The organism is Paenibacillus sp. SORGH_AS_0306 (assembly GCF_030819345.1).
Taxonomy (GTDB): domain Bacteria; phylum Bacillota; class Bacilli; order Paenibacillales; family Paenibacillaceae; genus Saccharibacillus; species Saccharibacillus kyungheensis.
On record NZ_JAUTBP010000001.1, the window covers coordinates 3047400 to 3073935 of the forward strand.

General features: G+C 38.2%; 27 protein-coding genes. 9 read left to right on the forward strand and 18 right to left on the reverse strand.

What is annotated here, in order from left to right:
- Window positions 1–114: 114 nt before the first annotated feature.
- Window positions 115–519 (forward strand): hypothetical protein, encoded by a 405-nt coding sequence (locus tag QE450_RS13175; RefSeq protein ID WP_307299672.1) that lies wholly within the window; start codon window positions 115–117, stop codon window positions 517–519.
- Window positions 476–1048: a DUF4352 domain-containing protein gene (locus QE450_RS13180; RefSeq protein WP_307299673.1), complete on the forward strand. Its 573-nt coding sequence runs from the start codon at window positions 476–478 to the stop codon at window positions 1046–1048. Before QE450_RS13175 ends, QE450_RS13180 begins: the two co-directional genes overlap by 44 nt.
- Before the next feature lie 190 nt (window positions 1049–1238).
- Here the strand turns inward: QE450_RS13180 and QE450_RS13185 are convergent, their stop codons facing one another.
- The 6 genes from QE450_RS13185 to QE450_RS13210 all read right to left on the reverse strand — a co-directional run bounded on the left by QE450_RS13185 (window position 1239) and on the right by QE450_RS13210 (window position 7246).
- Complete coding sequence (locus QE450_RS13185) at window positions 1239–2264, reverse strand: NAD(P)/FAD-dependent oxidoreductase (RefSeq protein ID WP_274172166.1); 1026 nt, start codon at window positions 2262–2264, stop codon at window positions 1239–1241.
- Window position 2265: 1 nt separating this feature from the next.
- Window positions 2266–2484, reverse strand: a complete 219-nt coding sequence (locus QE450_RS13190) for an ABC transporter substrate-binding protein (RefSeq protein ID WP_307299674.1) — start codon at window positions 2482–2484, stop codon at window positions 2266–2268.
- Between the two features lie 97 nt (window positions 2485–2581).
- Complete coding sequence (locus tag QE450_RS13195) at window positions 2582–3241, reverse strand: ABC transporter substrate-binding protein (protein WP_307299676.1); 660 nt, start codon at window positions 3239–3241, stop codon at window positions 2582–2584.
- A 111-nt stretch (window positions 3242–3352) separates the two neighbouring features.
- Window positions 3353–4972, reverse strand: a complete 1620-nt coding sequence (locus QE450_RS13200) for a helix-turn-helix domain-containing protein (protein WP_307299678.1) — start codon at window positions 4970–4972, stop codon at window positions 3353–3355.
- A gap of 170 nt (window positions 4973–5142) precedes the next feature.
- On the reverse strand, window positions 5143–5997 hold the full coding sequence (locus QE450_RS13205) for an SDR family oxidoreductase (protein ID WP_307299679.1): 855 nt from the start codon (window positions 5995–5997) through the stop codon (window positions 5143–5145).
- A 208-nt stretch (window positions 5998–6205) separates the two neighbouring features.
- Window positions 6206–7246, reverse strand: a complete 1041-nt coding sequence (locus QE450_RS13210; RefSeq protein WP_307299681.1) for a LacI family DNA-binding transcriptional regulator — start codon at window positions 7244–7246, stop codon at window positions 6206–6208.
- A 338-nt stretch (window positions 7247–7584) separates the two neighbouring features.
- Here QE450_RS13210 and QE450_RS13215 point away from each other — a divergent pair, with 338 nt between their 5' ends.
- From QE450_RS13215 to QE450_RS13235, 5 genes are all read left to right on the forward strand, one after another.
- Entirely contained in the window at window positions 7585–8640 is a 1056-nt protein-coding gene (locus QE450_RS13215) for a 2,3-butanediol dehydrogenase (protein WP_307299682.1), read from the forward strand.
- Between the two features lie 379 nt (window positions 8641–9019).
- Window positions 9020–10318, forward strand: a complete 1299-nt coding sequence (locus QE450_RS13220; protein ID WP_273613206.1) for a hemolysin family protein — start codon at window positions 9020–9022, stop codon at window positions 10316–10318.
- Window positions 10319–10394: 76 nt separating this feature from the next.
- Complete coding sequence (locus QE450_RS13225) at window positions 10395–11468, forward strand: hemolysin family protein (RefSeq protein ID WP_273613207.1); 1074 nt, start codon at window positions 10395–10397, stop codon at window positions 11466–11468.
- 197 nt (window positions 11469–11665) lie between these two features.
- The gene (locus QE450_RS13230) at window positions 11666–13318 is read left to right on the forward strand and encodes a DUF6138 family protein (RefSeq protein WP_307299685.1); all 1653 of its coding nucleotides are present in this window, start codon (window positions 11666–11668) and stop codon (window positions 13316–13318) included.
- 311 nt (window positions 13319–13629) lie between these two features.
- Window positions 13630–14175, forward strand: coding sequence for a DUF1697 domain-containing protein (locus tag QE450_RS13235; protein ID WP_307299687.1), 546 nt, complete (start codon window positions 13630–13632; stop codon window positions 14173–14175).
- A gap of 50 nt (window positions 14176–14225) precedes the next feature.
- Here QE450_RS13235 and QE450_RS13240 read toward each other — a convergent pair whose 3' ends face one another.
- From QE450_RS13240 to QE450_RS13285, 10 genes are all read right to left on the reverse strand, one after another.
- Window positions 14226–15323, reverse strand: coding sequence for a hypothetical protein (locus tag QE450_RS13240; protein WP_307299688.1), 1098 nt, complete (start codon window positions 15321–15323; stop codon window positions 14226–14228).
- Window positions 15324–15339: 16 nt separating this feature from the next.
- Complete coding sequence (locus tag QE450_RS13245) at window positions 15340–15777, reverse strand: DUF6678 family protein (RefSeq protein WP_307299690.1); 438 nt, start codon at window positions 15775–15777, stop codon at window positions 15340–15342.
- Window positions 15778–15834: 57 nt separating this feature from the next.
- A complete protein-coding gene (locus QE450_RS13250) occupies window positions 15835–16638 on the reverse strand; it encodes a hypothetical protein (RefSeq protein ID WP_307299692.1) in 804 nt (267 codons plus the stop codon).
- A complete protein-coding gene (locus QE450_RS13255; protein WP_307299693.1) occupies window positions 16631–17347 on the reverse strand; it encodes a DUF4274 domain-containing protein in 717 nt (238 codons plus the stop codon). The genes QE450_RS13250 and QE450_RS13255 overlap by 8 nt, the downstream gene beginning before the upstream one ends.
- A 59-nt stretch (window positions 17348–17406) precedes the next feature.
- A complete protein-coding gene (locus QE450_RS13260) occupies window positions 17407–18180 on the reverse strand; it encodes a hypothetical protein (protein ID WP_307299695.1) in 774 nt (257 codons plus the stop codon).
- Window positions 18181–18316: 136 nt separating this feature from the next.
- Window positions 18317–19942 (reverse strand): DUF1593 domain-containing protein, encoded by a 1626-nt coding sequence (locus QE450_RS13265; protein ID WP_307299696.1) that lies wholly within the window; start codon window positions 19940–19942, stop codon window positions 18317–18319.
- A 230-nt stretch (window positions 19943–20172) separates the two neighbouring features.
- A complete protein-coding gene (locus QE450_RS13270; protein ID WP_307299697.1) occupies window positions 20173–20916 on the reverse strand; it encodes a TerC family protein in 744 nt (247 codons plus the stop codon).
- 316 nt (window positions 20917–21232) lie between these two features.
- Window positions 21233–22012 carry a dioxygenase family protein gene (locus QE450_RS13275; RefSeq protein ID WP_307299698.1) on the reverse strand — a complete coding sequence of 260 codons (780 nt, stop codon included), beginning with the start codon at window positions 22010–22012 and terminating at the stop codon, window positions 21233–21235.
- Window positions 22009–22677, reverse strand: coding sequence for an alpha/beta hydrolase (locus QE450_RS13280; RefSeq protein WP_307299700.1), 669 nt, complete (start codon window positions 22675–22677; stop codon window positions 22009–22011). The genes QE450_RS13275 and QE450_RS13280 overlap by 4 nt, the downstream gene beginning before the upstream one ends.
- Window positions 22674–23081 carry a DoxX family protein gene (locus tag QE450_RS13285; protein WP_307299701.1) on the reverse strand — a complete coding sequence of 136 codons (408 nt, stop codon included), beginning with the start codon at window positions 23079–23081 and terminating at the stop codon, window positions 22674–22676. The genes QE450_RS13280 and QE450_RS13285 overlap by 4 nt, the downstream gene beginning before the upstream one ends.
- A gap of 234 nt (window positions 23082–23315) precedes the next feature.
- Here QE450_RS13285 and QE450_RS13290 point away from each other — a divergent pair, with 234 nt between their 5' ends.
- Window positions 23316–23846 (forward strand): cupin domain-containing protein, encoded by a 531-nt coding sequence (locus QE450_RS13290; protein WP_307299703.1) that lies wholly within the window; start codon window positions 23316–23318, stop codon window positions 23844–23846.
- A gap of 160 nt (window positions 23847–24006) precedes the next feature.
- On the forward strand, window positions 24007–24636 hold the full coding sequence (locus QE450_RS13295) for a YfbR-like 5'-deoxynucleotidase (RefSeq protein ID WP_301262806.1): 630 nt from the start codon (window positions 24007–24009) through the stop codon (window positions 24634–24636).
- 67 nt (window positions 24637–24703) lie between these two features.
- Here QE450_RS13295 and QE450_RS13300 read toward each other — a convergent pair whose 3' ends face one another.
- Together QE450_RS13300 and QE450_RS13305 are read right to left on the reverse strand one after the other, a co-directional pair.
- The gene (locus QE450_RS13300) at window positions 24704–25165 is read right to left on the reverse strand and encodes a hypothetical protein (protein WP_307299706.1); all 462 of its coding nucleotides are present in this window, start codon (window positions 25163–25165) and stop codon (window positions 24704–24706) included.
- Window positions 25166–25205: 40 nt separating this feature from the next.
- Window positions 25206–26519, reverse strand: a complete 1314-nt coding sequence (locus QE450_RS13305) for a hypothetical protein (RefSeq protein ID WP_307299707.1) — start codon at window positions 26517–26519, stop codon at window positions 25206–25208.
- Window positions 26520–26536: the final 17 nt, after the last annotated feature.

Below are 26536 nucleotides of genomic sequence, written 5' to 3' on the forward strand. Positions count from 1 at the left end.
GACAATATACTACCTTCTTATTGTAAAATGTGGAAGGGAGGTGCGAAAATTACTATAAGAAAATTCGGATTACATGTGGTAATGCCTATCGTTATTGGGAGCTTTATCTATATCATGTTCCGACAAGATACTTTATTAGTATTTAAATGGATTGATCATGTGGGTTTAGGTTCTTTTATTGCACTTATTAGAGAAAGAATCACATTATCTCTTCCAGCGTTTGTGAAATACTCTTTACCTGATGGATTATGGGCATATGCTTTTGCTTATACCATATATCAGATCTGGCAACATTCTAGAAAAATAGTCACTCATAGCATCATATTCGGTATTCCTTGTATTGGAATTGGTAGTGAAGTTCTTCAGATCCCTCACCTTATTCAAGGAACTTTTGATTTTAATGATGTTATCGCATATGGGTTGGCAGCCGTTTTACTTTATATGATTTCAAAACAAAAGGGGAAACAAATTACAAATGAAAAAGATAACGTATACACTACTCGCATGTCTAATTTTTAGTGTTTTAGCAGCAGGTAGTATGAATGATGATAAAGAAGATACAACAAGTAATACCAAGTCAGCTTCTGCAACATCCAAATCCAATACTGATTCTACTACAGAGAAAACGAAAGAATACTTTATTGGAGATACCGTTAGTGTAGGTCATTTTGCAACGGCTATACATACGCCAGAAGTAAAAAGTAGCGTAGGTAATGAGTTTTTACAACAAGAAGCTAATGGAGAATACTGGGTCATCCCTGTCTCTGTTCGTAATGATGATAAGCAAGCACGTATGGTAACTACAAATATGTTTAAATTAGTTTCTAGTGATGGTACAACATATGATCCTGATTCTACAGCTGTGATGTATATGGATTCTAAAAACAAATTCTTTTTAGATAATATTAATCCCGGTGTACAAGTAGATGGATATATCGTATTCGATATGCCAAAAGGTCAAAAAATATCTAAATATGCTTTAGAAGTCGATGATGTATTTAATTTTGGAAGTAACAGCAAAGAGACCATCAAATTGACTAAAAAATAATTTTCATTTGTTTTATACTTTTATAAAAAAGAGTGAACTAATCTGTAATACATACAGAATGGTTCACTCTTTTTTTCGTTCTATCATAACTTCTATATAATTAATTCTTACTTGTATGATATTTTGGATGTATCGTTATTAGGTATACTCATTTCTTAATCAATCATCATGCTATACTTGCTACGCTAACTTATGAATGAATACTTTTATTTTTCTCATAAAAACGCGCGTTATGAGAAGACACGCCTGCCATATGAGAAGCATCCGGTTCCAGATACAATTTGGCTGCATTGACCGCAAGTACAGCATCATTAAATGCTCCGGCGATCAGCCTAACTTTGCTTCCATATGTGATACAATCTCCTGCACCAAATACGCCTTGAATATTTGTACGCATACGTGCGTCTACAGATACTCCGTAATCTTCCCGTTCTAGGCCCCATTCCATCAGATTACCGAAATTACGATCGTATCCATGATTGACGATAACTTCATCTACTTCAATGTGTTGTAGTTCGTCCGTATGCATATGTGCAATTTCAACATATTCGATCTTATCTTGTGCACCATGTAGATGAGCAATGCGATAAGGGGTGTGTACATTGGCAAAAGATTTCATCTGAGCAACAGGGTGTTCATGCCCTCCAAATTCATCCCGTCGATGAACAACAGTCACCTCCTTCGCTAATCCAGCCAATTCATTTGCCCAATCTACTGCCGAGTCTCCACCACCAGAAATCAATACCCGTTTACCGGCAAAGCGAGAAAGATCGGTTACTGTATAGTGTAGATTAGTAAGCTCATACTGATTCGCGCCTTGAATATCTAGCTTCTGGATCTGAGTCATTCCTCTACCGATACATAATACAATCGTGCGTGTATAATGACGTTCACCGGTTCTAGATGTCAGCATTAACACACCATCTTCAAGACGTTCCAGATGAGCAATTTCCTGACCAAAGACAATTGTAGGTTCAAATGTTTGAGCTTGTTTCTCCAAAGATTGTATAATCTGCTCACAACGGGTAGGCTCAATTCCGCCTACATCCCAGACCAACTTTTCAGGATACGTACGCATAAATCCACCGAGTTCATGCTTAGCTTCAATAATCTTCGTACGCATCGCCCGCATGCCACTGTAAAAAGCAGCATACATTCCCGCCGGGCCGCCACCAATAATCGTAATATCGTAAATATCGAGCGGTTGAGTATTCATCTTATTTCACCAACTTTTCGACAACATTATTCATTAACAATACTGAACCAACAGGGCCTACTCCATGGACAAAATCACTTGTTTTCAACGGGAAAACATGATCGTTTTTGACAGCAGTTAGACTTGCCCATACTTTGTTTTCTTTTAACCTTTTCATCGATTCGGTATTATCGTGATCTTTCAAAATCCGATCTTCGACAAAAATATAATCAGGATTCATATCAGGTAAAGCTTCGAGTGATATTGGAGAAAACCAATCGGTCGAGTCTTTGATCGCTTCAGGGCTATGTAGACCTAGCGTTTGATAAAAGAATGCACTACTGTTCGCAGCTTTTGGGTCCCATTACACGATAACGTTCGGATTCAACACGCAAGATCAATACGGTTTTATCACCAATCGCTTGTTGAATTTGTTCTCTAGCTTGTTTGGCTTTAGCATCGAATGTGGCTAATACCTGTTGAGACACTTCTGTTTTATCGAAAATAGCTGCTAGATCAGGCATGGCTGTTTTCATTTCACTATCTGCATTAATCGCTACAGTTGGTGCAATTTTAGATAATTCTTCGTACGTACCCGGCTCCATACCAACACCTATGCCTACGATTAGATCAGGAGATAATGATAATAATTGCTCATAGTTGTATTGATATTGCTCTGCTTGAATCATTTGCACGCCATTCTTCTCAAAATAAGGTGCACGATAATCCGGCTCTACCTCAGGTACAAAAATAACCATCTGTGGCGGAACACCCATTTCAATCAAATACTCTGCATAGATCGAACTAAGCACCAGTACATTTTTGGGATGCTGTGGAATCGTAACTTCCCCGAAATAATCTTTGACTACTTTGGTAGCTGTATCTTGCTCAGTGGCTTTTGCTGTATTAGCTTCTGTATTCGAACCGCTAGCACAAGCGGATAACAACAAGCTGCATATCATGACTATCATTCCCCAACTTAACAACCGACGCGACATATCTGTATCTCTCCTTATATGATAATGATTATTATTATCATATAGTATCAGACAACAACTCTTCCTTACATGGGGAATCGTGCGTATTGATTTGAATTATTGTGCACTCTTTTATAACTCACCTGTCAAATTAGTCACAATTTCATTTAACATCATCTTATATCCTGTGATCCCTCGTCCTTCTACCCAGAGACGAGTATCCATATCGAACACTTGATGTTGTTGAACAGCCTTTAACTGTTGCCACGTATCACTTTCTAGCAATTTTTGCATACTCTCATCGGTACTGAACTGCTCTATCATCCTTTTCTCTATAAAGAGATAATCAGGATTGGCTGACAATAACAGCTCTAATGTACAAGGATTGAACCATGACTTGCCTTCTTGTAATACTTCGGGTGCACTCAATGCCAATTGGCTATATAGTAACTTAGCTACACCAACAGCATCTACACCTAGATAACGATAACCGTAAGGCTCTATTCGCAAAACCATAATCGTTGCTTGCGTATCAATGATCGGTTGAAGCTTTTGTCTGGCGATCTGGATCTCTTGTTCTAAATGAAATTGAATCTGCTCTGCTTCTGCTTGCTTGTGAAATATAGAAGACAATTGTTGCAGTAACGTTAGCACATCAATACTCAAGTTCGTAATAAAAGGGGCTATCGCGCGTAACTGTTGTCTCACTTCTTCAGACCATACATTACCGATCAGCAATTCTGGAGTTAATTGCTGAATCTGCCCAATATTTTGTTCATACTGTGCCATCTCTACGATCTTTATACCATGTGCTTCAAATTGTTGCAATTGATGAGGTGCTAATAGAAGCGGCGTTACCATCACTGCATAAGGGATAATACCGAGATTGATCATAATATCAGCGCAGGTTGCAGAAAGGCATACTATTTTACGAGACGATAGACTTCCTGCATACAGACTTGGCGACACACCGACAACCTGCTTGAATCGCCGGCTAAAATAATGCGTATCTTCAAAACCAGACTGTTTGGCAATGTCTTGCGAATTGGTCTGGGTAAAGATCAATTGTTCTTGCGCACGATACATACGGAACGAAGCTAGATAATCAAGCGGTGGCTTCCCATATCGTTCACTAAATTTACGCGAGTAATACCAAGGGCTTACTCCGGCAATTTCTGCTAACTGCTTACGGGTAATCACTTGATCATAATGAGTATGCATATATTCAGCAGAACGGATAATACCTTGCGTTAGCGTTTGCTGATCATCAGTTATATGATGTTGAGCTTGATATATATAGTTGAGCAATTCATAGATAACAGATGGATATTTTACCGATAATTCATATTGTAGATCTGAACTTTCTTTACTCAAATGTTGACTGATATTCGCAACAACCCCACCTGTTAATTGCACTTTCTGATAGGTTCCTTCTGCTGGAACAGACCATAGATGAGGGCTCCATGTTGACGTATTTTCGGTCAGCACATATGTATTAAATTCAATGCACCAACCGGACAGATCAAGTTGACCGCCTTCTAACACTTCAATCAGCGAATATGCTTCTACTGCAATCAATTGACCAAATGATACTTGAATACGTTCACCGTTTATTTTCCAGATCGCTTGTCCATCTATAATAAGAATCAATGCTGGATATATAAAAGAATGGAATGCTCCTACAGACATCCATTGATGTGTTAACGATTGAGTCGATTTCCATTGTACAATCCACTGATTTTCAACTGACATTCTAACTTCCCTCACGATCATTCATATAAGCTTGCTGTTATGACTATTTGAATTGAAGCTCAATTTACTTTTTTGTGTATTGTATCATATGCTATAAAAAAATAAGCCTACCTCTACAGCATCGTTCACTGTACAAGCAGACTTATGGGTGTATCTATATGGTGGTTATATTATCCTTGATTTAAAATCTCGCGGAATCCTTCTTGAAGTGGTGTATTCGGATGACCTAATACTTTTTCGAAATCTTGACTTTCTACAGCGAGTGAACCTTCGCGGATCGCTGTTTGGATACCAACTACAAAAGGAAGCGCATCAGCAGGTACGCCTGCTTCTTTCATGACTTGTTCATACGTAGCATCATCTACTTGTTGAACAGAAATATCTTTCCCACTCACTTCCGCCAAAATGGCTGCTAGTTCTTCTTGTGTCAATAATGGGCCTGATAATTCATAGACTTTATTATTATGACCTTCATGAGTTAACACATTTGCTGCTGCTTCTGCATAATCACGACGAATCGCCCAGCCTACTTTACCATTTCCAGCAGATGTTAACCAAGGAGCACCTTGTAATGCAGCTTGAATCGTACCCATTTCATTTTCCAAATACCAGTTGTTACGTAGAATAGCATATGTGATTCCTGAAGCGACCAAAGCATCCTCAGTTTGACGATGATCTTCGGTTAAAAAGAATGTACTTTCCTGTGCATTCGGTGCACTGGTATAAGCGATAAAGCTAACGCCTGCGGCTTTGGCGGCATCGATAGCAGCTTGATGTTCAGCAACACGATTTCCCGGAGATGTAGAGATCATAAGCAATTTATCAACACCTGCAAAAGCGGAAGCTAACGTTTCAGGACGGGCAAAATCACCTTCTCTAACTTCTACACCTTTGGCGCTCAAATGCTCTGCTTTTTTCGGATCACGTACACTTGCCACGATATCACTAGCAGGAACCGATTGTAATAATTGCTCAACAACAAGTGAACCCAATTGACCTGTAGCTCCAGTAACTAGAATTTTCATAAGTGTAACCTCCATCAAATTTAGAATCGTAATCTGCTTTGTTATTAACTTGCCTATTCATCATAATCAATAATCCGTATAAATAACATGACATTCAGTGAAATAAAATAGTTTTGATCCAATGATCTTCAAAACTCATTTTATTTACTTTATGTAAGTTAGTATATTTAAAATATAAAGTTTCGTCAAGTAACTAAATAAAAAGCAATTATTTGTCGTCTTGTATATCAATATGCGAATACTGATGAGAGGCTACACTGGATTCTCGTACGATTAATCTAGGCTCAAATTCTACACGTTCATATGCCGAGATATTCGGTGACTGAATGCGTTTGAGTAGTAATTCTGCTGCTAATCTGCCTACTTCATTCCCCATGATGGATACCGAACTAATTTGCGGCGTTGTGATCGTTGTCCACAAATTGTTATCAATCCCTACTACAGCGATATCTTGCGGCACACGAACCCCTAACTCTTTGAAACGATTCACAATTCCAATCGCGACCATATCGTTCACTGCATAGATTGCATCAGGCATATGCTTCAAATGGTAAAAGTAATTAGCCGCTTGTCGTCCGGTCTCAAATGTAAAATCTTCACCAAAATACACCAGTGAAGCGTCTACCTGTCTAACCGATTGTTCATATGCTAGATAACGCTCTTCAATTTTATCTTTCGGTGCTCCCGCATAAGCAATACGGGTACGTCCAATCTGAATAAGATGTTCCATAACGAGCTTACCTTCTTGTCTGGCAAGACCAACAATATCAGCTTTAAGATCAGGGCTTAGCGTTTTACTATAATTTATAACCGAGATAGGAATGCCAGCTTGATTGATCATACTTTCAAGTGACTTGGGATAAGCAAGTGGCATCATCACTAATCCATCTACATGAAGTTTTTTGATTTCACGTAACGTTTCCAACTCCAATCTTGCGTTACCCAGTGTATTAATCTGTACAACTCGATATCCATGTTGCTTGGCGGCTTGCTCTACTGCCCAAGCAATATCAGGAATAATAGCATTGCGAATATCAGGAACAGCAAGAGCAATCTGACGGGTCTGACGGATTTTGAGACTTTGAGCAGATGTATTTGGTGTAAAGCCCATTTCATCAATAATTTGTAGTATTCGTGCTCTGGTGGCCTGGCTAATTCCTGTACTATTATTCAAAGCTCGAGATACGGTAGCAATACCTACCCCTGCTTGCTTGGCTACATCTTCAATCGTTACTTTTTTTGAACGCATATATTAATAGTCCTTCCTAATCGGAATCGTTTCCATAATACTGTGAAATATTTCATGATTTACATCCATTATATCATGGGCAATGCTATACAAGCTTGATCAAGCTTTGGGAGACCATCTGGATTCATCATTTTTACTATTATTGTTTCTATATGTTTGATAGCGATGACACGTCAATGTAAAAAGATCATATTGTTTCAATGATGATGATCACTTTTTTTAGTAAAATCATTTGACTTTATGTCAATAATGTGACATCATATTTTTCGGAAACGTTTCCTAAATTATTTTATACTTAACTTTGAAATGATACATTTTAGACTAGGGAGATGACAGGAATGCAAGCATTAAGATGGCATGGTGTTAAAGATTTAAGAGTAGAAACAATTGAAGAACCACAAGTAACAACAGGTAAAGTAAAAATTAAAATAGAATGGTGCGGTATCTGCGGTAGTGATCTACATGAATATGCGGCAGGGCCTATCTTTATTTCGCAAGGTACAAATCATCCGTTAACAAATGAACAAGCGCCTGTAGTGATGGGGCATGAATTTTCCGGACAGGTAGTTGAAGTCGGCGAAGGTGTTACCAAAGTTCAAGCTGGCGACCGCGTAGTGGTAGAGCCTATTTTTGCATGTGGAAAATGTACAGCTTGTAAGCAAGGTAAATATAACCTTTGTGAACATATGGGATTTTTAGGGCTTGCCGGTGGTGGCGGTGGCTTCTCTGAATATGTAGCTGCTGATGAACATATGGTGCACAAAATTCCAGATAGCGTATCATATGAGCAAGGGGCACTTGTTGAACCTTCTGCGGTTGCTTTGTATGCTGTTCGTCAAAGTCAATTAAAAGTCGGCGATCGTGCTGTTGTATTCGGTGCAGGTCCAATCGGTCTACTTGTGATTGAAGCGCTCAAAGCATCAGGAGCGGCAGAAATCTATGCTGTTGAATTATCAGAAGAACGTCGAAGCACTGCCGAGTCATTAGGTGCTATCGGACTTAATCCCGCTGAAGTCGATGTAGTTCAAGAGATTCATCGTCTTACTAATGGCGGTGCAGATGTGGCTTATGAAGTAACAGGTGTGCCTGTAGTCTTAACCCAAGCGATTCAATCTACCAAGCTTAGCGGACAGATTATGATCGTTAGTATTTTTGAAAAAGAAGCACCTATTCATCCTAATCAGATCGTTATGCAAGAACGTAATATTACAGGCATTATTGGATATCGTGATGTATTCCCTGCGGTTATCAGCCTTATGAGTCAAGGATACTTCTCATCCGAGAAATTAGTCACCAAACGTATTGCTTTGAATGATATTGTAGAACAAGGATTTGAAGCATTGTTAAAAGAAAAAAATCAAGTCAAAATCATGGTTTCTCCTAACCAATCTTAATAAATACTTTTATATCTTTCTTTTTTGGATTGCTTAATATAGGTGTATATACCTTCTATATATAATGTAGTGAAAGACCTCTTTTTACGAAAAGAGGTCTTTTTGTAATTATTTCTAGAAATGTGGACAAACTAAGAACCATCACCTACTACTGTATGCTTGGGGTAAGAACATGATATAATCATAGAAATACTATAAGAGAGGGGGTAGTCCAATTGGGAAGGCGATATTGCAAATGGATCAAGTTGCTCAATTAACAACATATCATACTGTAATCAAAGTTCTTTGTAGGCTACCTTTTCTATACGGATGTATCACACAAAAAATGAACAAGGCTTTTTACACTTCTGGAGGTGAATCCCTTTTTTAAGGGAAATAATTGGACATTATTACGATCATTAATTTACTCATACTTGCTGTTTTAATTGTGTTAACTGCGTTTTTTGTTGCTTCTGAATTTGCTGTTGTAAAGATTCGGATGTCCCGGATCGATCAATTGATTGCAGAGGGTAACAAAAAAGCTCATTTGGCTAAAAAAGTAGCAAGCGATCTAGACTATTACCTTTCTGCGTGTCAGTTAGGAATTACAGTAACAGCACTTGGACTTGGAGCTATCGGTAAACCTGCTGTAGAACGATTAATGTATCCTGTATTTGATCTATTGAATGTTTCAGCAGCTACAGCTTCGATAGCTTCGTATGCGATTGCTTTTGCTTTAGTCACCTTTTTGCACGTCGTTATCGGAGAAATGGCTCCCAAAACGTTGGCGATTCAATTTTCGGAAAAATTGACGTTAATGCTTGCTCCTTATTTATACTGGTTCGGTAAAATTATGAACCCGTTTATCTGGGCTTTGAATGGTACTTCACGCGTGTTGCTACGCTCTTTTGGCGTAAAGCCAGCAGGTCATGAAGACATTTATTCTGAAAGTGAATTGAAGATTATTATGACTCAAAGTTTTCAGGGTGGCGAGATCAATCAGACCAAGCTGGATTATATGGAAAATGTGTTTTCATTTGACGAACGAGTAACACGCGATATTATGGTGCCACGTACGGCACTGGTGACTCTTGATCTGAATATGACCGAACAACAGATTATTGCTACGCTGGATGAAAATTATTATACTCGCTATCCGGTTACTCAAGCGGGTGATAAAGACTTGATTCTTGGTGTAGTCAATGTCAAAAAAATGTTGCCTCATATTGTTGCTGGTCGAGAACATCAATTACAACAATTTGTGCGTACTCTTCCTTCGGTACAAGAAGCAACCCCTATTCAAGATGCTATGATTCGCATGCAAAAAGAACGTGTGCATATGGCGCTTGTGATTGATGAATATGGCGGTACTTCAGGTGTCATTACAATGGAAGATGTATTGGAAGAGCTAGTTGGCGAGATTCGAGATGAATTTGATGCTGATGAAGTGGCTGATATTCAACCTATCGACGATACTACGTATTTAATCAATGGACGTACTTTATTAGATGAACTTGAGAAGCAGTTCGGTATGACTTTTGAAAATGATGAAGAGATTGATACGATCGGTGGTTGGATTCAACATTACAAAGGAACCGATGTGCAAGTCGGTGAAGTATTAGAACAAGATGATTATGTATGGACAGTAACGGAGAAAGATCATTTACAGATCAAACAAGTACGACTTTATCGAGCATAATCTTTACCTATTTTATATGTATGGTTCGCCAAATTATAATTATACGGAGGTGAATCCCTCTTTCTGAGGGAAATCATTGGACGGAACAATTGGTTTAAATTTATTTTTAGTAGCTGTATTTATCGGCTTAACTGCTTTTTTTGTAGGAGCAGAATTTGCTATATTGAAAGTTAGGATGTCTCGAATCGATCAGTTGATTGAAGATGGTAACAAAAAAGCAGTACTCGCTAAAAAAGTAGCTCATGATCTTGATTATTATTTATCGGCGTGTCAGTTAGGTATAACGATTACAGCGCTAGTATTAGGTGCTCTCGGTGAGCCGACAGTAGAGAAAATACTGCACCCGTTATTTGATCAATTACAGGTTCCAGCGGCGCTATCGACTGTTCTTTCGTATGCGATTGCTTTAGCTATTATTACTTTCTTACATGTGGTTATCGGTGAATTAGCACCCAAAACGTTGGCGATTCAATTTGCTGAAAAAATGACGTTATTGTTAGCTCCTCCACTGTACTGGTTCGGTAAAGTGATGTATCCGTTTATTTATATTCTAAATACTTCGGCTACCCTTCTACTGCGTATCTTCGGAATCAAGCCGGCAGGTCATGACTCGGTATACTCTGAAGAAGAATTACGCTGGATTGTAGATCAAAGTTACGAAAGTGGCGAGATTAACAAAACCGAATTAAGTTATTTACAAAATATATTCACTTTTGATGAGCGGACATTAGAAGAAATTATGATTCCCAAGTCTCAAATTGCTACCCTTGCTAAAGAAATGCCTCTTGCCGGGATTATTGAGATATTGGACGAATATGAATATACTCGCTACCCCGTTATCGACTTGGATAACCCGGATCATTTTATCGGATTTATCAATACCAAAGAATTATTAACAGCAGTAGCCGCAGGTCGCGATTACAAAGTAGCTGATTTTATTCATACGATGCCTCATTTCCCATCCACTTCTTCTGTTAAAGATGTATTGATCAAAATGCAACAAAGTCGTGTGCATATGGCAATTGCTATTGATGCATCCGGTCAAACGGTGGGTCTGGTGACGATGGAAGACATTTTAGAAAAAATTGTCGGTGCTATTCGAGACGAAGCAGATACAAGCGATCTTGTATTTGAACCCAAATCGATCTAATCGTGATCTGTAATACTCATAAAAAAAGGTCTCTAGCTCGTATAGAGACCTTTTTCTTTGTTTATTTATAATAGACATTAGAGTGTTCAATTAAATTATAATCAAGATCATATACAGTCGGTTCGATATTTTTGACTGTGAGTACAAGATGATATAATAAGTAATAATCACTAGCGACCGATCAAGGAGGTTTTACTTTGCATCCACATATTGAACTTTTGTTATCAGAAACATGGTCACAGCTTGAACCATTATATCTAGCTGAAAAAAAGCGTATTGATGAATTTCCAAGATATAGCTCATTACAAGCAGGGCTGCGCGATTATTTCAAAGTCGGTTACCGCAAAGGCAAATCCAGTTATAAGCAAGGTTCATTTTTTATCGAAGTGGAAGAACCTTTTTCATGGAGTGACTCCGCCTACACATGGGAAAGTGAAGTTTTTATTGATGATCTCTCCCCTACACTTTTACAAGAAGAATATGCATCTGCACTCCAACAACGTCTGCACACTTTATTTATGTCCGATGAATACGGTAGTCACTTTTTTGATTATCGTTTTACAGTCTCATTTGCATTTGAAAATGAACAAGGCGAACCGCTGTATGTACATACTGAACAATGGATCAATCCAGACAAATTACAATCGCTTCAACAAGCTCTGAATGATTTTATAGATCGTAAAATTAAGTCTGATCTACCGGTATTGCCTCAAAAAGAAGATTTATTCTTTTTCGCTAATCTAATGTTAAATCAAGATGTAGTGACGCTTGATGTACAGAATATTTCATCGCTATTTGCGCATACAGATACAAAATTAATTACTTTTCGAGAATTATATAGTGATTGGCAATCCACTTCTAGACTGGCATTACTTCACTGGGCGAATGAAATCTTTTTACCGCGTTATTTCGATATGGAAAGTGAATATAATACGACATTACATCTCAAATCAGCAGATACACTCCCTGCTATCGATGCAAAAGAATTGGAGTTATTGATCTATACGGCACTACGTATAGGTAAAAGTAATGCAGATCAACGCCAAACGTATCTAGAATATGCAGTTCAGTTACATTCAGATCAAGCAGAGATTTATCTTCTTCAAGGTAGTGGAACGATCGAAAGCGAACGAAAAACCGATCTTTTTCATGGTAAAGCCAATGATATTTTACAGACGATCCAGATCAAGTTGACTTCAGAAGAGGAATCCAATTATCGGGAAGCATTAACTTATATTTGTGATCTGTTGCGTACAGGGTTCCCGCATGAATATCAATTAAAATATAGCAGTAAATCCAAAATTTTGTTGCCTGTAAAAGGATTAGCCAAATCTCCTTTGCATCGTTTTTTTGCTAATGCGTTGCAGTATTCAGCACTACATCCGTTAATTGCAGAGTATGGAGAACTGGCTATGCAGGAATTTGCATGGTATAGCGATGTAGAACCTGGTGAGAAGTCAGTTATGCCTGGAACATATGCTATATTAGGTCTGGGATTGTATAGTACTAACTACTTCTCTTTATTGATCCAATATATGCAAATGGTCGATACAGAACATCAATCTGCACAAGATCATTATGCGGAAGCGTTGGTAGAGGCGCATGGAATGGATGTATCGCTTGTACCTGTGCTTATGTCTATTTTAGTAGCAAGCGGTCAATCTGCTAAACCGATTAAAGCTTGGACAGCATATATAGAGCGTCCTGAGATCATTCTAGCGTGGGATCAACAGCTTCAAACGATAGAAGATTACCAGCGTGATCAGGTGTTATACCGTTTGTGTGGTAGTGCCGCCAAGCAGAAGTCATTTATACAAAAAGCCGAAAAACTTCGTTCATCTAAAAGTTAAGTTATTTGGAAATCACTAGCCGACAGTGATCAAGAGGTAGCATCTATACCTATTCTAGCTTCTGTAGCGGTTCCGCAATCCTCTTCTCTATAATTGCTTAATATATAGTAGCTTCGAGTATGAGCCTGTACTTTCTTTGATCTAAAGAAGTACAGGCTTTTATTTTCGATACTATCGTTCTCGGTACATGGTCTTGATAGATAGAAAAATCTTTGTATCTAACGATTGCGGCTGTTCTCTTGTAACCTTGCAATAACGATGTACACTATATCTATATGCGATAACTATTTGAATAAAAAGGAGCAGACTTGATGATCTATATTGCTTTGCTACGGGGCATTAATGTCGGTGGGAATAACAAAATCAATATGAAAGCACTCAAAGTCACATTTGAAAACGCAGGAATGAACCATGTGACTACTTATATCAACTCTGGCAATATTATCTTCTCCCACGCTACGCTGACTCATCATGAATTGTCAGAGCTTCTGCAACAAGCGATAGCGACAGATTTTGGTCTACAGATTAAAGTCATGATTCGAGATATCCTGCAAATACAAACTGTCATAGAGCATCTACCCGAAGCGTGGAGTAATGATGATCAGATGAAAAGTGATGTCTTTTTTCTCTGGGACGAGATCGATGATGAGTCTATTGTAGAGAAGCTTCCTCTCCAAGCTGGTGTAGGCACATTGATATACATACCGGGCGCTCTTTTATTCGCAGTCCGTCGTGAAGATGCTGCCCGAAGTCAGATGAACAAATTGGTAAGCTCCAAATTATATCCGTTAATGACGATTCGCAATGTGAATACTACCCGCAAAATACTAGAATTCATGCAAGCCGTACAAGAGTAAGATTAGGATACACTTGGCTTATTTACTCGGTATATCTTACTATTTCTTTACTATTTATCATGTGATCCAGACTGTTTAGAGTCATACGGGAAATCAGACCACCAACTTTCGTTTTGGTTGGTATATTCTTGGAATGTATTTTTTTTACCGTATTGATGTAACAATTGATCAAATGCAGCCATTTTTTTAGGATTTTTCAAATGGGCATATGCTCTTTGTAGCGATAAATTACGCATGAGTGGTTTATAGGATGATACTTCCATTTCCCATGCTTCACGATGAACCCATTCAACCAGTGCCGGAGCATATTCAAGTGTCTCCAGATTTTTCAACTTTTTCATACTGACTAATTCGATTTTTCTTAATTTGTTCAACTCTGTGAATGTAGGAAGTTCAGTAATATGAGGTAACCCTTCTAGATATAGATATTGTAATCCATGCATAGCAGAGATCGGCTGAATATCATCTAACCCTTTAATTTGGGACAAACGCAAATATTGTATATCGGTCATCTTCTGCAATGCTTTCAGATTTCTTGTTCCACCCCATATGATGCTAAGAGACAATAACCGATAGAGATTAGTTACAAAATCTAATTGTGGCACTGAAATAGAATGTAATCCTAATCGTTCTAAGGTGGTTAATTGCCCGATCACTTCAATATTTTTGTGATGACCATTGATAACTAATTCGCTTAGATGAGTAAAACGTTCTAACACTTGTAGATCGGGCTTACGAGAAGATGTTTTGCCTAGTGTTAACTGTTCTAGATCTTCAGGGACTTCTTTTAAAAAATGAAATTGATCTAGCTGGTATATATTTATATGGAGTTGCTTCAATTGTTGAAGTGTTGTTATCGACTCAATATGAGCCATTTCCCCTGTACAATCAATCGATAAATTAAGTAAAGCTGGCATTTGTTCGAGAAATTCAAGATCGCATACCTCATCATAAAATCCATATACTCGCAATGTAATATCAGAGCGATCGGCAAATATTAGATCATTTAACCCGGTATACGTATCTGCCACTAACGAATGATTATATTGAATGATTCGCAGTTCAGGCATACGTTGAAGTTGTTTTAAATCTGCGGCGGTTAATTCTTTTTCTACTTCAATAACACCTTCTCGAATTGTGCTATACACCGATCATCACCTCAGCTTAGTATTCAAGTTGTTCATACTCTGTTGCTGTTGCATAGCCATATATCCAGTAATCTTGCTCTTTTTTCACATATGGAATACGTAGCCTTTGCAATAAATTGACCCATTCCGCTTCAATAGTTAACGTATTCGGCGCTGTGTACTTTCCTGTATGTTCAAGTAAGCGAGGCTTTACTCTTATCCATTCGACATTGTACCAAGCTGTACTCAAGCTTTCCCAATCTCCTAAATAAAATACATCTTGTTCAAACTCTAACGGATAAGGTTCAACTTCCAATATATATTTACTCTGAAATGCAGGTGCAAACGCAAGCTCACAATAAATAGCTTCTGTTAAACTGTTCCATTTCGTATTATTCATCACCGAAGTTAGTGAGCGCTGTTCTACTTCTGCTATCACTTTTTGCTTATGCAGTTGTTGTGGATTGTCTCTCATCTAGAGATTCCTCCTCGTTGTGTAGAGATCATTGCTTATATTATCGCTATCTATTTCTTATAAATATTCACCAAAATAATATGTTAATGCAGACGATGAGTACCGATCTTCACCTTGCCACATGGCTACTGCATTGAAGTCACCAGAACCTCCGCGTAATTTGCGTGGTGTATCCAAAGGAACCAGCAAGCCAGCATATCCCCATATTTCCATGATCACATCACGTTCATGTTTATTTGCTGGAAAAAGATCTTTCCAGCGCTTTTCTAATTTGCGTGCACCTTCATCTTCATTACATTCTTCTATAGCATGGATCATCTGCTTTAGAATATGTACATCTTCCGGTGTAACCGTGATTGCTGAATGATAGTGTTCTACAAATAATTTCAAATCTAGCCAGCAATATAGTAAATGATTCAGACGGATACCACCCCACTTGATCCGTTCAAAATTCAATACATTGATATCAACATTAGTATACTGATCATCGGACATCAATCGGTTAAAGTTACAATCTCCACAACTGCTCGTATTTGCATGTACAGCGCGTCTTTCTTCATAAGTATGTAGCGGTAGATGAACGGTTAATGCCCAGCTAGATAATATACTACGCAAATGAGTTTGACGTGTCGAAAGACTATGTAAAAAAGCTTGCATTACCTGTTCTTTGGTAATCACTTCTTGATGCAAGCGATAGATGTCTTGAATAATAGCATCATGAGTGATAGAGAGCGGATCAAACATCATACCTTTACTTTTAGCATAGTCAAATTCTTCACCTGCAAACGACATAGGTGCTGATTTCCATCCTTGTGCTGACCAGTATGTGTTTACCAAAATCTTTTTCGCTTTTTTATCCATGATGTTCTCCTTTGCATTCACGATCTAATAATAGAGCCAGTTCTTTCCAGCGCGGATATTCTTCATGTTCAGCTAACTCCTGCTCTTCTTTTGCAAGCCAGTAGTCTGCTTCTAGTAATTCGTACATATCTAACTTGGTGATAGACAAACATAACGGATGCTTAGCAACTGTCAACATCGGTTCTGGACCATCATCCCAATTATATTGATGAACTACCGCATGCAATATAACAGAAGAATCGAGTTGTTCTATTTTTCTACATACTACCGCCATATCTTCTTCATACAAAATGGCATCCAGCTGTTGCTCTTCTTGTGCTAGCAAAATAGAGCGTACTGATCCCACTGTATCTAGCAACATATCTGCAATACCGGGATGATGTTGACGTGCAAAATTCCATGGTGTCGCTAAAATACCTTGCTCTGAATCTAATCGTGCTCCTGCTTGAATCAGAGTAGTTATCACAGCCATTTGTTTGAATTTAATCGCTTTTTTTAGAGCCGTATGTCCCAGTTTATCTTCTATTTCCAAATCAGGTTGCTTTTCTAACAAAAGCTGAATCGCTTCCAAAGACGAACGATTGGTAATCAATAACATCAGCGGAGTTCGACCACGTTCATCTTTTTGATTCACATCTAACGTCTGTACTGCTTGACGAAGCTGTTCTATATCTTGACGTTTTATTATGTCTTGCCAGTTCAATATCATATGCCTCCCTTGATGTAATAAACTATGTTGGTGAGATATACATGAAATAAAGTATACATCTATAACACAACCGAATTGACAGCAGCTTGAGCGCATTGGAGTAGCGCTGTATACAACTGTTCTGAAAGGTCACGATATTGTTGTTCTAACTGATGACTATGCGCGCTATTCGCTGGATCGTCATTCCAAGATCCCATTCCTCCAAATACCCATGCTTTGTATACAGCATTCAGTAGACGATATGCTTCTTCGGCATATACTTCTGGCAATTCAAAAGCAAGCTTAGGAGCAGTCTGAGACCCTTGCAATATTTCTATCGCAGGATTAAAAAATTGCTGTTGCCAGAATGTCTGATCAATCTGCTCTGCAAAGATAGAGATTTGTTGCAATATATGGTGTAAATGAGCTTTATATTCGCTCAGCGGCTTAAATGCATGTTGTTCTTGTCTGATAGCTTCATAAGGTTCTGCTGTATACGATACGTCCCAAGTGATTTTAGAAGGCAGACGATGCACCTGCCAGTTCGGTCTCCATACGATATCAAGCGCAGTTCCGATCGTTCTTACACCTATCGGCTTACCTCCGCCTACTAATCCACTACTTTGCCAGGATGAAGATGGTGCCTGACTACTGACTAGCATTAAGCGCTGATATCCTGATTCTCGTAAATAATCTAACCATTTGATCCATGACAAGCTGTGCTCCTGATATTTAAATTGAACATGCATACTTTCTTGATAGATCAGCTCGGGATGAGAAGCATCTATACCCCGTATTAGATAAGCATTCCCTAATGCTGTAATCAATAATTGTTGATGAACTTCACCGTTCATATCGAATCTCCTTTAGTGTTTGATCATCCAACAGTCACAAGTAAGCAGTTATTGATTTGTTTCTATTTCAAAGGTATATTATCGCACAAAATAAGCCCACGATAAACGTGGGCTAGGTGACTCTTATCAAATCAAGTTATTGAACGGTAATGATCACACGTTGATAGTGTTTAAGTTGATGTTTGCCATGATCTTGTACTTCAGCAATGATATGAATTGTATCGCCTGCTTGAGCATCTGTAGGAACAGTAAAACCTAATGTATTCGTATCTTTACCTGTCAAAGCAATCGTATCTACTTGTTCACCTTTAGCTACCTTTTGATGTAGACCAAGCTTTAGATCGCCCGCCATAGTCGGTTCTACTTTTTCAGGTGTTCCTGTAAAGTCTTGATACGTATCGGCTTCAAAGTATCTCCACCACTTGTAGGTCAATTGATCACCGTCAGGGTCTGTTCCTTCAGCATGCAAAGTCATATGCTGACCCGGCGTAGCCGTAAGATCTAATCCTTCTTTAATCGTTAATGTAGGATTATGATTCGCATCTGCATATTGATCCGCTACCGCCCAGTCTGCACGAGCTGCAAAATCATTTTGAATATCATCAAACCAACGCATTAATGAATATTCAGCTTCATATTGTTTGGTATAGATATCATAATCAAGAACAGTATTACGGTACAATGTGTCACTAACTTGTCCAAAGCGACCGCCCCATCCACCATAGCTAGGGTCTTCCATACTGCGTAGACCATTATCGATTAGATAAAAGAATGAAGGTGAATCACCCTCTGATATAAAATCATACTTTTTGTACTGTGGATTGTTAGCTAAATAATCTGCACTACCACGTTGTTCTTCTGCAAGTTCTCCATCGATCATTTTGCCATCGCCCATCAGTGCATACATATCAAGCAATTTACCATGATCCTTCTGAATATTTTCCACATTCCATGATCCTTGCAATTTGTCATTTACTTTATCGGTATGCATTTTCCATGCATAAGCGAAATGCCAGAAATTCGATTGGTCATTGATAATACGAATATTGGGCCAGTTTTTGGCAATATAATGGGTATAGCTATCATCTTGATCAAGAATGATATAGAGCACTAATTTATCGCTTACTTTTTTCTGAATATCTGCCCATTCAGCCGTATCTTTGTATTTCTCTTCAATCGATTGAAGTGCTCTTGCTGTTGTATTTGTTCCACCCCATGTCTGTACATATAGATCACGTCCATCATCATCTAAAAATAACTGCTCAAGAAATTCAGAACCTTCGGTTACTTTTTTCATTTCGCCTTTATCTGAGATATTACCAATCTTCGTGACACTGCGAATATAGTCAGGCGTAGGATAACCCTCTGCTTGTTTGCTCAAGTTAGGATAAATCTCTTCATAAGCATCTATCATATCAAATACCCATTGTGTACCTGTCCAGCGAAAAGGCTTAATTCCTGCTTGCTTATCTCCTGCATAATGATACACAGAACTGGTCAATACGATACCTTCAAGATCCATTTCATTGGCATATAATAAAAAGCGAATAACCGAGTTCATATCATCCACTTCACCATCTGTAGTGATCACTGTTCGAGCTTTAGTGGCTTTATTTGCGACAGGTGTAGTTACTGTAGTCTTTGTCTCTGATGTGGTCTGCTGATTGGTGCTTGCTTGAGGTACTGCTTGATTACAAGCTGTTAATGTCCATACACATAGTAGACCTACTATTCCTACTTTGAGCCAGTTTGCTTTTTTCATCGTAAATCCCCTTTTCTAATTGCTGATCGAATCAGTTGCCTGAGAACGAAAAAAAACCTAAATACATGTATCCCCCAATACGTATGGGCGGTACATATACTTAGGTTTTGCCTGCATCATCAGTCACAATCCGTATCCGTACAATATCATGTTCATTTCTAAATGTAAACGGTTTATTATCTAGACAATAAAAAAAGCTCCTTTGCTATCAAGACAAAGGAGCTTGCTTATTATGCTTTTGCTTTGCTTACTTTGATACGGTTGATTACAAATGTAATGGCGAATACTACAACCAACAGAACAAAGAATGTAGCATGTCCCATATGATAAATGCCTGCTGTGTCTAGAATCATTTTAAGTCCGATAATCGCGATAAGTACAAATGCTGCATTCTCAAGTTCAGGAATTTTATCCATCAACTTCAGAATGAATCCAGCGACTAGACGCATCATCAAGATACCCAATAATCCACCCGCAATCAGAATCCACGGGTTAGGAGATACAGCAAACGCTGCTAGAATTGAATCGATAGAGAATGCGATATCCATCATCTCTACAGTAATGATTGTACGAACAAAAAGACTCATACCGGTCTTAGCAAGTAATTTCTGTAGACCGCCTTCTTCTTCACTTTCATCATCGCCGTCTTTACTTTTGAATTTATCCCAAAAGTGTTTGAATGCGATCCAGAGAAGATACGCTGCACCGATATATTTAACCCATGCGATCTGCACAAGATAAATACCGACTCCAATAGCGATAATACGGAAAATGTAAGCTCCCCACAAACCATACAATAGCGCTTTTTTACGCTGGTGAGCAGGTAGTTTGTTAACGATAGCTGCTAATACCAATGCGTTATCCGCAGATAGCAGACCTTCGATAATCACAAGGGATAAAATAAATCCCCAGCCTACAGGTGTTGCGAATGCTTCTAAAAATGTACTCATTTCAAACAAATGACTATACGTCATTACCGCACAACCCCTTCTTTGTATTCATCAAGATTTGTTTGCATACCTCTTTATCGTCATCCGTTAAAAAATCGGAGGATTTCTGATCTATGCCAAACTGTTTACTTCTTCTATATTTGCTAAATAACTGACATTCTTAGTGTATCATAATTTAGACAAATATAGGTCAGATAACCTTTCTACGTAACAATATACAGATAGGTTTCATATTTTTTAGAATTTTAAATAGATATCCAACTAAAATCAATAGATAGCAAAAAAGGTTGCTCTATTCTAACGATGTACAAAACATTTCGTTAAAATAGAACAACCTGTATTAATTAAATTGCCATGCGGCTAGACTCAAATTACCATACTGATAGCTTCGATGTAATAGTTTGGCTTGTCGATTTTGATCTCCACTACCCATCGCTAATAGTAAGGGAATAAAATGCTCACTGGTGGGTACGGCTTGACTGACAAAAGGAGCCAGCTTGTCATATTGGTACAATTCTTCTATATTCCACTGCTCAACACGTTCTTGAATCCATTGGTCAAAATCGGCTGCCCACGAATCTACTTGATGATCTGCTGCACTCCAATTCAATTGACGCAGATTATGCACAATTCCACCACTACCAATAATCAGTATATCTTGCTCGCGCAATTCACCAAGGGCTTGACCAATTTCATACTGTTGTTGATTGCTGAGATGACGATTAACCGAAAGAGCAATGACCGGAATATCTACCTGTGGATAGATTAATTTTAATACCGCCCAGGCTCCATGATCCAGTCCACGATAATCATCTGCCTGACTAGCAATATGATGTTGTTCTAACAATGACGTTACCTGTTCACTAACCGAAGCATCTCCCAAAGCTGGGTAAGTCATTTGATATAAAACATCTGGAAAACCACCAAAATCATAAATCGTCTCATATTGTTTAGCATAGCTTACTTGTTGAACCTGACTTTCCCAGTGTGCTGAAAAAATCACGATAGCTTTCGGTGGCTTTGGTAAGGTCTGAGCAAACTCTTTTAAAAACTGAGTATATTCATGATCTTCAATTACTAACGAAGGCGCTCCATGTGCGAAAAAATAAGATGGCATCATTTTGAATTCACTCCTGTATTGCTTGCCTGTAGATCAGATAATAGCCATTCTAATATATCCTGAGCATTCTGCTGAGATACTCCATGATCTGAAGGATACGTATGGAATGTAATATGATTATTAAGATGTTGCCAGTATTCTGCTGTTTCTCGTCCAATATGGATAGGAAAGACTTGATCATATTCACCATGTGAAATAAAAACAGAGAGTTGATCCACAGGTTGTACAGTATATTCTTCTTTTACAAAATTCGGTACATACCCGTTCAATGCTACAATTCCTCTTAAATGCTCACCCATAACTAATGCTAGACTCATAGATAAGATAGCTCCTTGACTAAAGCCTAACAGATAACGTTGTTGAGGATGAATCGCATAACGTTCTGTAGCATAAGCTATAAAATCCTGCAATTTCTGGATGGATTGATCGAATAATTCTCGAATCGGATGGCCTAGACTTTTCAACTCATAATATTGAAAGCCAGCTCCTAAGCGAAGATCCCCACGAATCCCAATAATAATAAATTGATTCGCTAGAGGCGATACTAGATCGAACATATTTTTCTCGTTCGATCCTTTACCATGTAAAGTAAAAATAACAGGATACTTCTGATTTTCATCATAGCCGTCTGGAAAATGAATATCATACGTATAAGGTGCACTCATACAGTTGTACGATTCTTTTTAAACAACAATCCATCTAAAGACCAACTTGTGTTATTAGCTAATGCTAGATACAACGCAATCACGATAAAGGAAAGATCCAATTCGTATCCTGCCATTTGTCCATTTCCCATCAGACCCGCAGACAATTTAGCTGTGAAGATAGCTCCTAACAAGATAACAATAAATGCAATAGATACATAACGAGTAAGCAAACCAACAATCAACAAAATGCCACCTACAATTTCAATCGTTCCTACGATATAAGCCATAAATCCTGGAATACCCATACTTTGGAACCATGTGGCTACATTACCGAATCCCATTTGTGCTTTGCTAATTCCATGTGCCAAAAATAAAATCCCTAGTACCACTCTCATAATTACTGTAGCTACGTTAACTTTCATTTTGCCATCTCCTCTTTACTTTTAATTACTTACTTTTATTTTGTAACTATAATAGATAAATAAAATATTGTCAACAAAATATTCTAATTATAAATTAATTATTTGTATAAGTAATATTAAAGTCAATATAATACTAGAAATAAGCTTTTTTTTTTTACATTTTACGCTATGATAATGGTTGATGATTAATTAGGATATCAGAGTACAATGTTAAGAAGAGTGAGGGATATTTAGATGAATATAGGCTCGATGATTCGCTCCATTCGCAAACGTAAAAATATAACGATTGCCCAAATATGCAAAGAAACTGGATTATCTCAAGGATTTATGAGTCAAGTTGAAACGAACAAAACGTCTCCGTCGATTAATACACTTGAAAGTATTGCACAGACGTTACAAGTACCTTTAAGTTATTTATTACTGCAACAAGAAGAAAGGATGCAAGTGATTCGCAAAGAAGAACGAGAATTAACTTCAAGCGGCCCTGACCAACTCAAAGTCTCTCATCTGGGTCATACCTCGAATATGCAAATGATGTTAGTCGAAGTGCCTCCAGGAACGTCTACAGGAGAAGTGCCGATAGCGCATCAAGGTGAAGAAGTGCATCTGGTCGTTAAAGGAACGATTTATGCAGAACAAGGTGAAGATCGATTTGAGCTACATGAAGGCGATTCATTTAGTTGGAACGCTTCTGTACCGCATCGGGTGAAAAATATCGGCGAAGATACTGCTATCGTGCTTATTTCTGTATATAAAGAGAAATAAAAGAAACATTATTTTATACAGCGTTAATACCCTACTAACATATGAAGTCTATAATTTAGCTTATCAATACTCTTGCTGAATATTTACATTTTTTTGTTATGACTATGTAAGTGTTCAACAAAATCTACTACTTTGATGTAGCTAAAGGATGGCTTATGTTATGGGAATTCATGCGTATTTTCGATCACTCAATGAATTAGAACGTATTATTCGTTGCCCGGGTAAATTTAAGTTTGAAGAACACAGTGTATCTGCTCATTCGTGGAAAGTAGTACAATATGCCAAAACGCTGGCTGATATCGAAGAAAAACATGGTGTTACTGTCGATTGGAAAAAGTTATACGAGATTACCAGTAGTCATGATTATGGTGAAATTTTTATCGGAGATATCAAAACACCGGTCAAGCACTCTTCGATGGAACTGCGTAAATTGATCCAACAGGTAGAAGAAGGTATGGTACAGCATTTTATCGAGGAACATATTCCGGAAGAATTCAAAGCGATATTCCGTCAGCAATTACGTGAAGGTAAAGACGAATCAGTCGAAGGTTTGATTTTGGAAGTGGCGGACAAAATGGATCAGGTCTATGAAGCTTTTGCAGAATTGCAACGTGGAAATACTGAAAAAGAATTTATCGTCATGTATCGCAATGCACTCGTCAAAATCAAGCATATTGAATTACATTGTGTTGATTATTTTCTCAATGAGATTTTGCCGGATATGGTTAACGAAGAATCATTATCTCCGATTGATATCAAACGCATTACAGAAGAAGCACTGGCACTATAACCCAGCACTTCCCCCTGCTCTCTTACTCTTATGAGAGTTTTTTGCGTTGTATACATATAACATTCTTTTACGTGTAGGTAATACTTATCGAAGAACTAGCAGAACGAGGATCATACGATGAACTAATACTGCCATAGGCCACTTTATATTCGATATAAGGATAAGGCTTGGAGCGCCGAACATCTGGTTTACGTTCTAGTTCTTGGCGGAGCAAAGCATCATGTTCTTGCTTGCGTTGCAACTCTTTTGCTTCTGTCCAATCGTCCCAGGATTGACCATACTTTGGATGAGAAATGCTCATCATCGTCATGCGAAATACTGAATTTTCGAATAACAAAGACACTGAGAATACATGAGAACTAATCGGCACGTCTTGAAAAGAGTACCATACATAACCATTATTCATATCTCGAATTTCTGTAAAATAATCGTTATACCATTGAGATTGTAATACTTGTTCTAACGTCAGTGCTGGATATATTGCTCGTTCTTGATTCACCTCTAATTCGCCTGCAATCCAATTGCTCATCAATAGACTCCTTTCTCTATACTGTACATGTTCACTTTGATTACCAGCGTAACGGTTGTTGATCTTTCCAGAGAATCCAGCGGCTCTGTTCACGAATCGGGGCTGTTCCGATCGTATACTCATCTCTAGAGCCACTTTGTAAATCAATCCAATGTGCCATTCCACCATGTGTGCCTACGACCAGCCACTTTTCATCAGGTGATACAACAATACCTACTATCGTACTGCCTACAAAATAACGCCATATTTCTTGTCCATCATGATCGATCAAGCGCAAATATCCGTAAGCATCGCCTACAATATTACCTGATTGTAATGAAGCCCCTGCATAGACACGCATTTCTTGATCCATAAGTGGTAATTCATCTTCTTCGTTGAGCACATCTTTTTGAATATCATTAAGATCTACTTTGATCGTTGCTCCATTGTAAAAATGACAAGCATTGTACCATACACTTTGATTATCTTGCGTAAATAGACTGTAATGCGGATAACTGGAAGCTGGCTCAAATTTGTGTATTTTCTGCGTATACGTATCTAACAAGTAATGTTCACTCATCTGGCTACCGTAAGCAATCCAGCGACTGTCTGAAGAGACCGCTCCATGCGCCATATCAACCGATATCGTCGTATAGTCCTCTCCGTACGACTCTATCTCTTCGATTTCAGGATATAACAGATGTACTTGTTCGCCTTCGATCATATAAATACCATATGCACTGATCAACAATACTTTGGTTCCTGATGCAAATGGAATAATATCGATCAGAATATCTGCAGGGGATATACAATCAGCTAGCGATTCCCAGCGTGCTAATTTCTTTTTAAGTGTCTGCTGAATATGTTCCCAACTAAAATAAGCGGTATGATCTCCATGTAAAGCAAGATCGGGGTTATGTACAACACTAATCCCTGCTGTCGTGACTTTGGCTATATACTGCTGGTCTGGAGACATGCCGATACGCAATACATTTTTAATTTCGATCAGTTGCTCTGTATTGGCTAAATACAATCGGCGATGTTCACGCGTATTGCCTGCTTCGACTACAACATAATCTTGAATATATCCTACCGGGCATACCGGTTGTAAAGATTCTTCAAATTGTGGAGTCAAAGGTGAAGAAGCTGGAGGCACCTGTTCATGTAGACGCTCTATATCATCAGCTTGATTCGCTGCTATAATCATTTGCATAATATCCGGTGCTAACACAGGACGCTTGTCTTCCTCCGGTTCTGCTTGAGCTTGTTGCCAATCACTTGCTATACCTATACGTACAAATTCATTAATAGCATGTGCATATGTTTTACCTTCTTGTCGCCACTCTGATGCTACTTCTGGTTGTAACCAATCCATACTACTCATCTCTCTTT

Excerpts from the sequence above, each read along its gene's own strand:
- QE450_RS13275 (WP_307299698.1), bottom strand. The coding sequence starts at position 22,012 with ATGATGCCATCTTATTTTTTCGCACATGGAGCGCCTTCGTTAGTAATT.
- QE450_RS13250 (WP_307299692.1), bottom strand. The coding sequence starts at position 16,638 with ATGGATAAAAAAGCGAAAAAGATTTTGGTAAACACATACTGGTCAGCA.
- QE450_RS13305 (WP_307299707.1), bottom strand. The coding sequence starts at position 26,519 with ATGGATTGGTTACAACCAGAAGTAGCATCAGAGTGGCGACAAGAAGGT.
- QE450_RS13190 (WP_307299674.1), bottom strand. The coding sequence starts at position 2,484 with ATGAATCCTGATTATATTTTTGTCGAAGATCGGATTTTGAAAGATCAC.
- QE450_RS13280 (WP_307299700.1), bottom strand. The coding sequence starts at position 22,677 with ATGAGTGCACCTTATACGTATGATATTCATTTTCCAGACGGCTATGAT.
- QE450_RS13215 (WP_307299682.1), top strand. The coding sequence starts at position 7,585 with ATGCAAGCATTAAGATGGCATGGTGTTAAAGATTTAAGAGTAGAAACA.
- QE450_RS13265 (WP_307299696.1), bottom strand. The coding sequence starts at position 19,942 with ATGAAAAAAGCAAACTGGCTCAAAGTAGGAATAGTAGGTCTACTATGT.
- QE450_RS13210 (WP_307299681.1), bottom strand. The coding sequence starts at position 7,246 with ATGCGTTCAAAAAAAGTAACGATTGAAGATGTAGCCAAGCAAGCAGGG.
- QE450_RS13175 (WP_307299672.1), top strand. The coding sequence starts at position 115 with ATGTTCCGACAAGATACTTTATTAGTATTTAAATGGATTGATCATGTG.
- QE450_RS13180 (WP_307299673.1), top strand. The coding sequence starts at position 476 with ATGAAAAAGATAACGTATACACTACTCGCATGTCTAATTTTTAGTGTT.
- QE450_RS13270 (WP_307299697.1), bottom strand. The coding sequence starts at position 20,916 with ATGACGTATAGTCATTTGTTTGAAATGAGTACATTTTTAGAAGCATTC.
- QE450_RS13235 (WP_307299687.1), top strand. The coding sequence starts at position 13,630 with ATGATCTATATTGCTTTGCTACGGGGCATTAATGTCGGTGGGAATAAC.
- QE450_RS13200 (WP_307299678.1), bottom strand. The coding sequence starts at position 4,972 with ATGTCAGTTGAAAATCAGTGGATTGTACAATGGAAATCGACTCAATCG.
- QE450_RS13195 (WP_307299676.1), bottom strand. The coding sequence starts at position 3,241 with ATGTCGCGTCGGTTGTTAAGTTGGGGAATGATAGTCATGATATGCAGC.
- QE450_RS13285 (WP_307299701.1), bottom strand. The coding sequence starts at position 23,081 with ATGAAAGTTAACGTAGCTACAGTAATTATGAGAGTGGTACTAGGGATT.
- QE450_RS13205 (WP_307299679.1), bottom strand. The coding sequence starts at position 5,997 with ATGAAAATTCTAGTTACTGGAGCTACAGGTCAATTGGGTTCACTTGTT.
- QE450_RS13185 (WP_274172166.1), bottom strand. The coding sequence starts at position 2,264 with ATGAATACTCAACCGCTCGATATTTACGATATTACGATTATTGGTGGC.
- QE450_RS13295 (WP_301262806.1), top strand. The coding sequence starts at position 24,007 with ATGGGAATTCATGCGTATTTTCGATCACTCAATGAATTAGAACGTATT.
- QE450_RS13300 (WP_307299706.1), bottom strand. The coding sequence starts at position 25,165 with ATGAGCAATTGGATTGCAGGCGAATTAGAGGTGAATCAAGAACGAGCA.
- QE450_RS13290 (WP_307299703.1), top strand. The coding sequence starts at position 23,316 with ATGAATATAGGCTCGATGATTCGCTCCATTCGCAAACGTAAAAATATA.
- QE450_RS13245 (WP_307299690.1), bottom strand. The coding sequence starts at position 15,777 with ATGAGAGACAATCCACAACAACTGCATAAGCAAAAAGTGATAGCAGAA.
- QE450_RS13255 (WP_307299693.1), bottom strand. The coding sequence starts at position 17,347 with ATGATATTGAACTGGCAAGACATAATAAAACGTCAAGATATAGAACAG.
- QE450_RS13260 (WP_307299695.1), bottom strand. The coding sequence starts at position 18,180 with ATGAACGGTGAAGTTCATCAACAATTATTGATTACAGCATTAGGGAAT.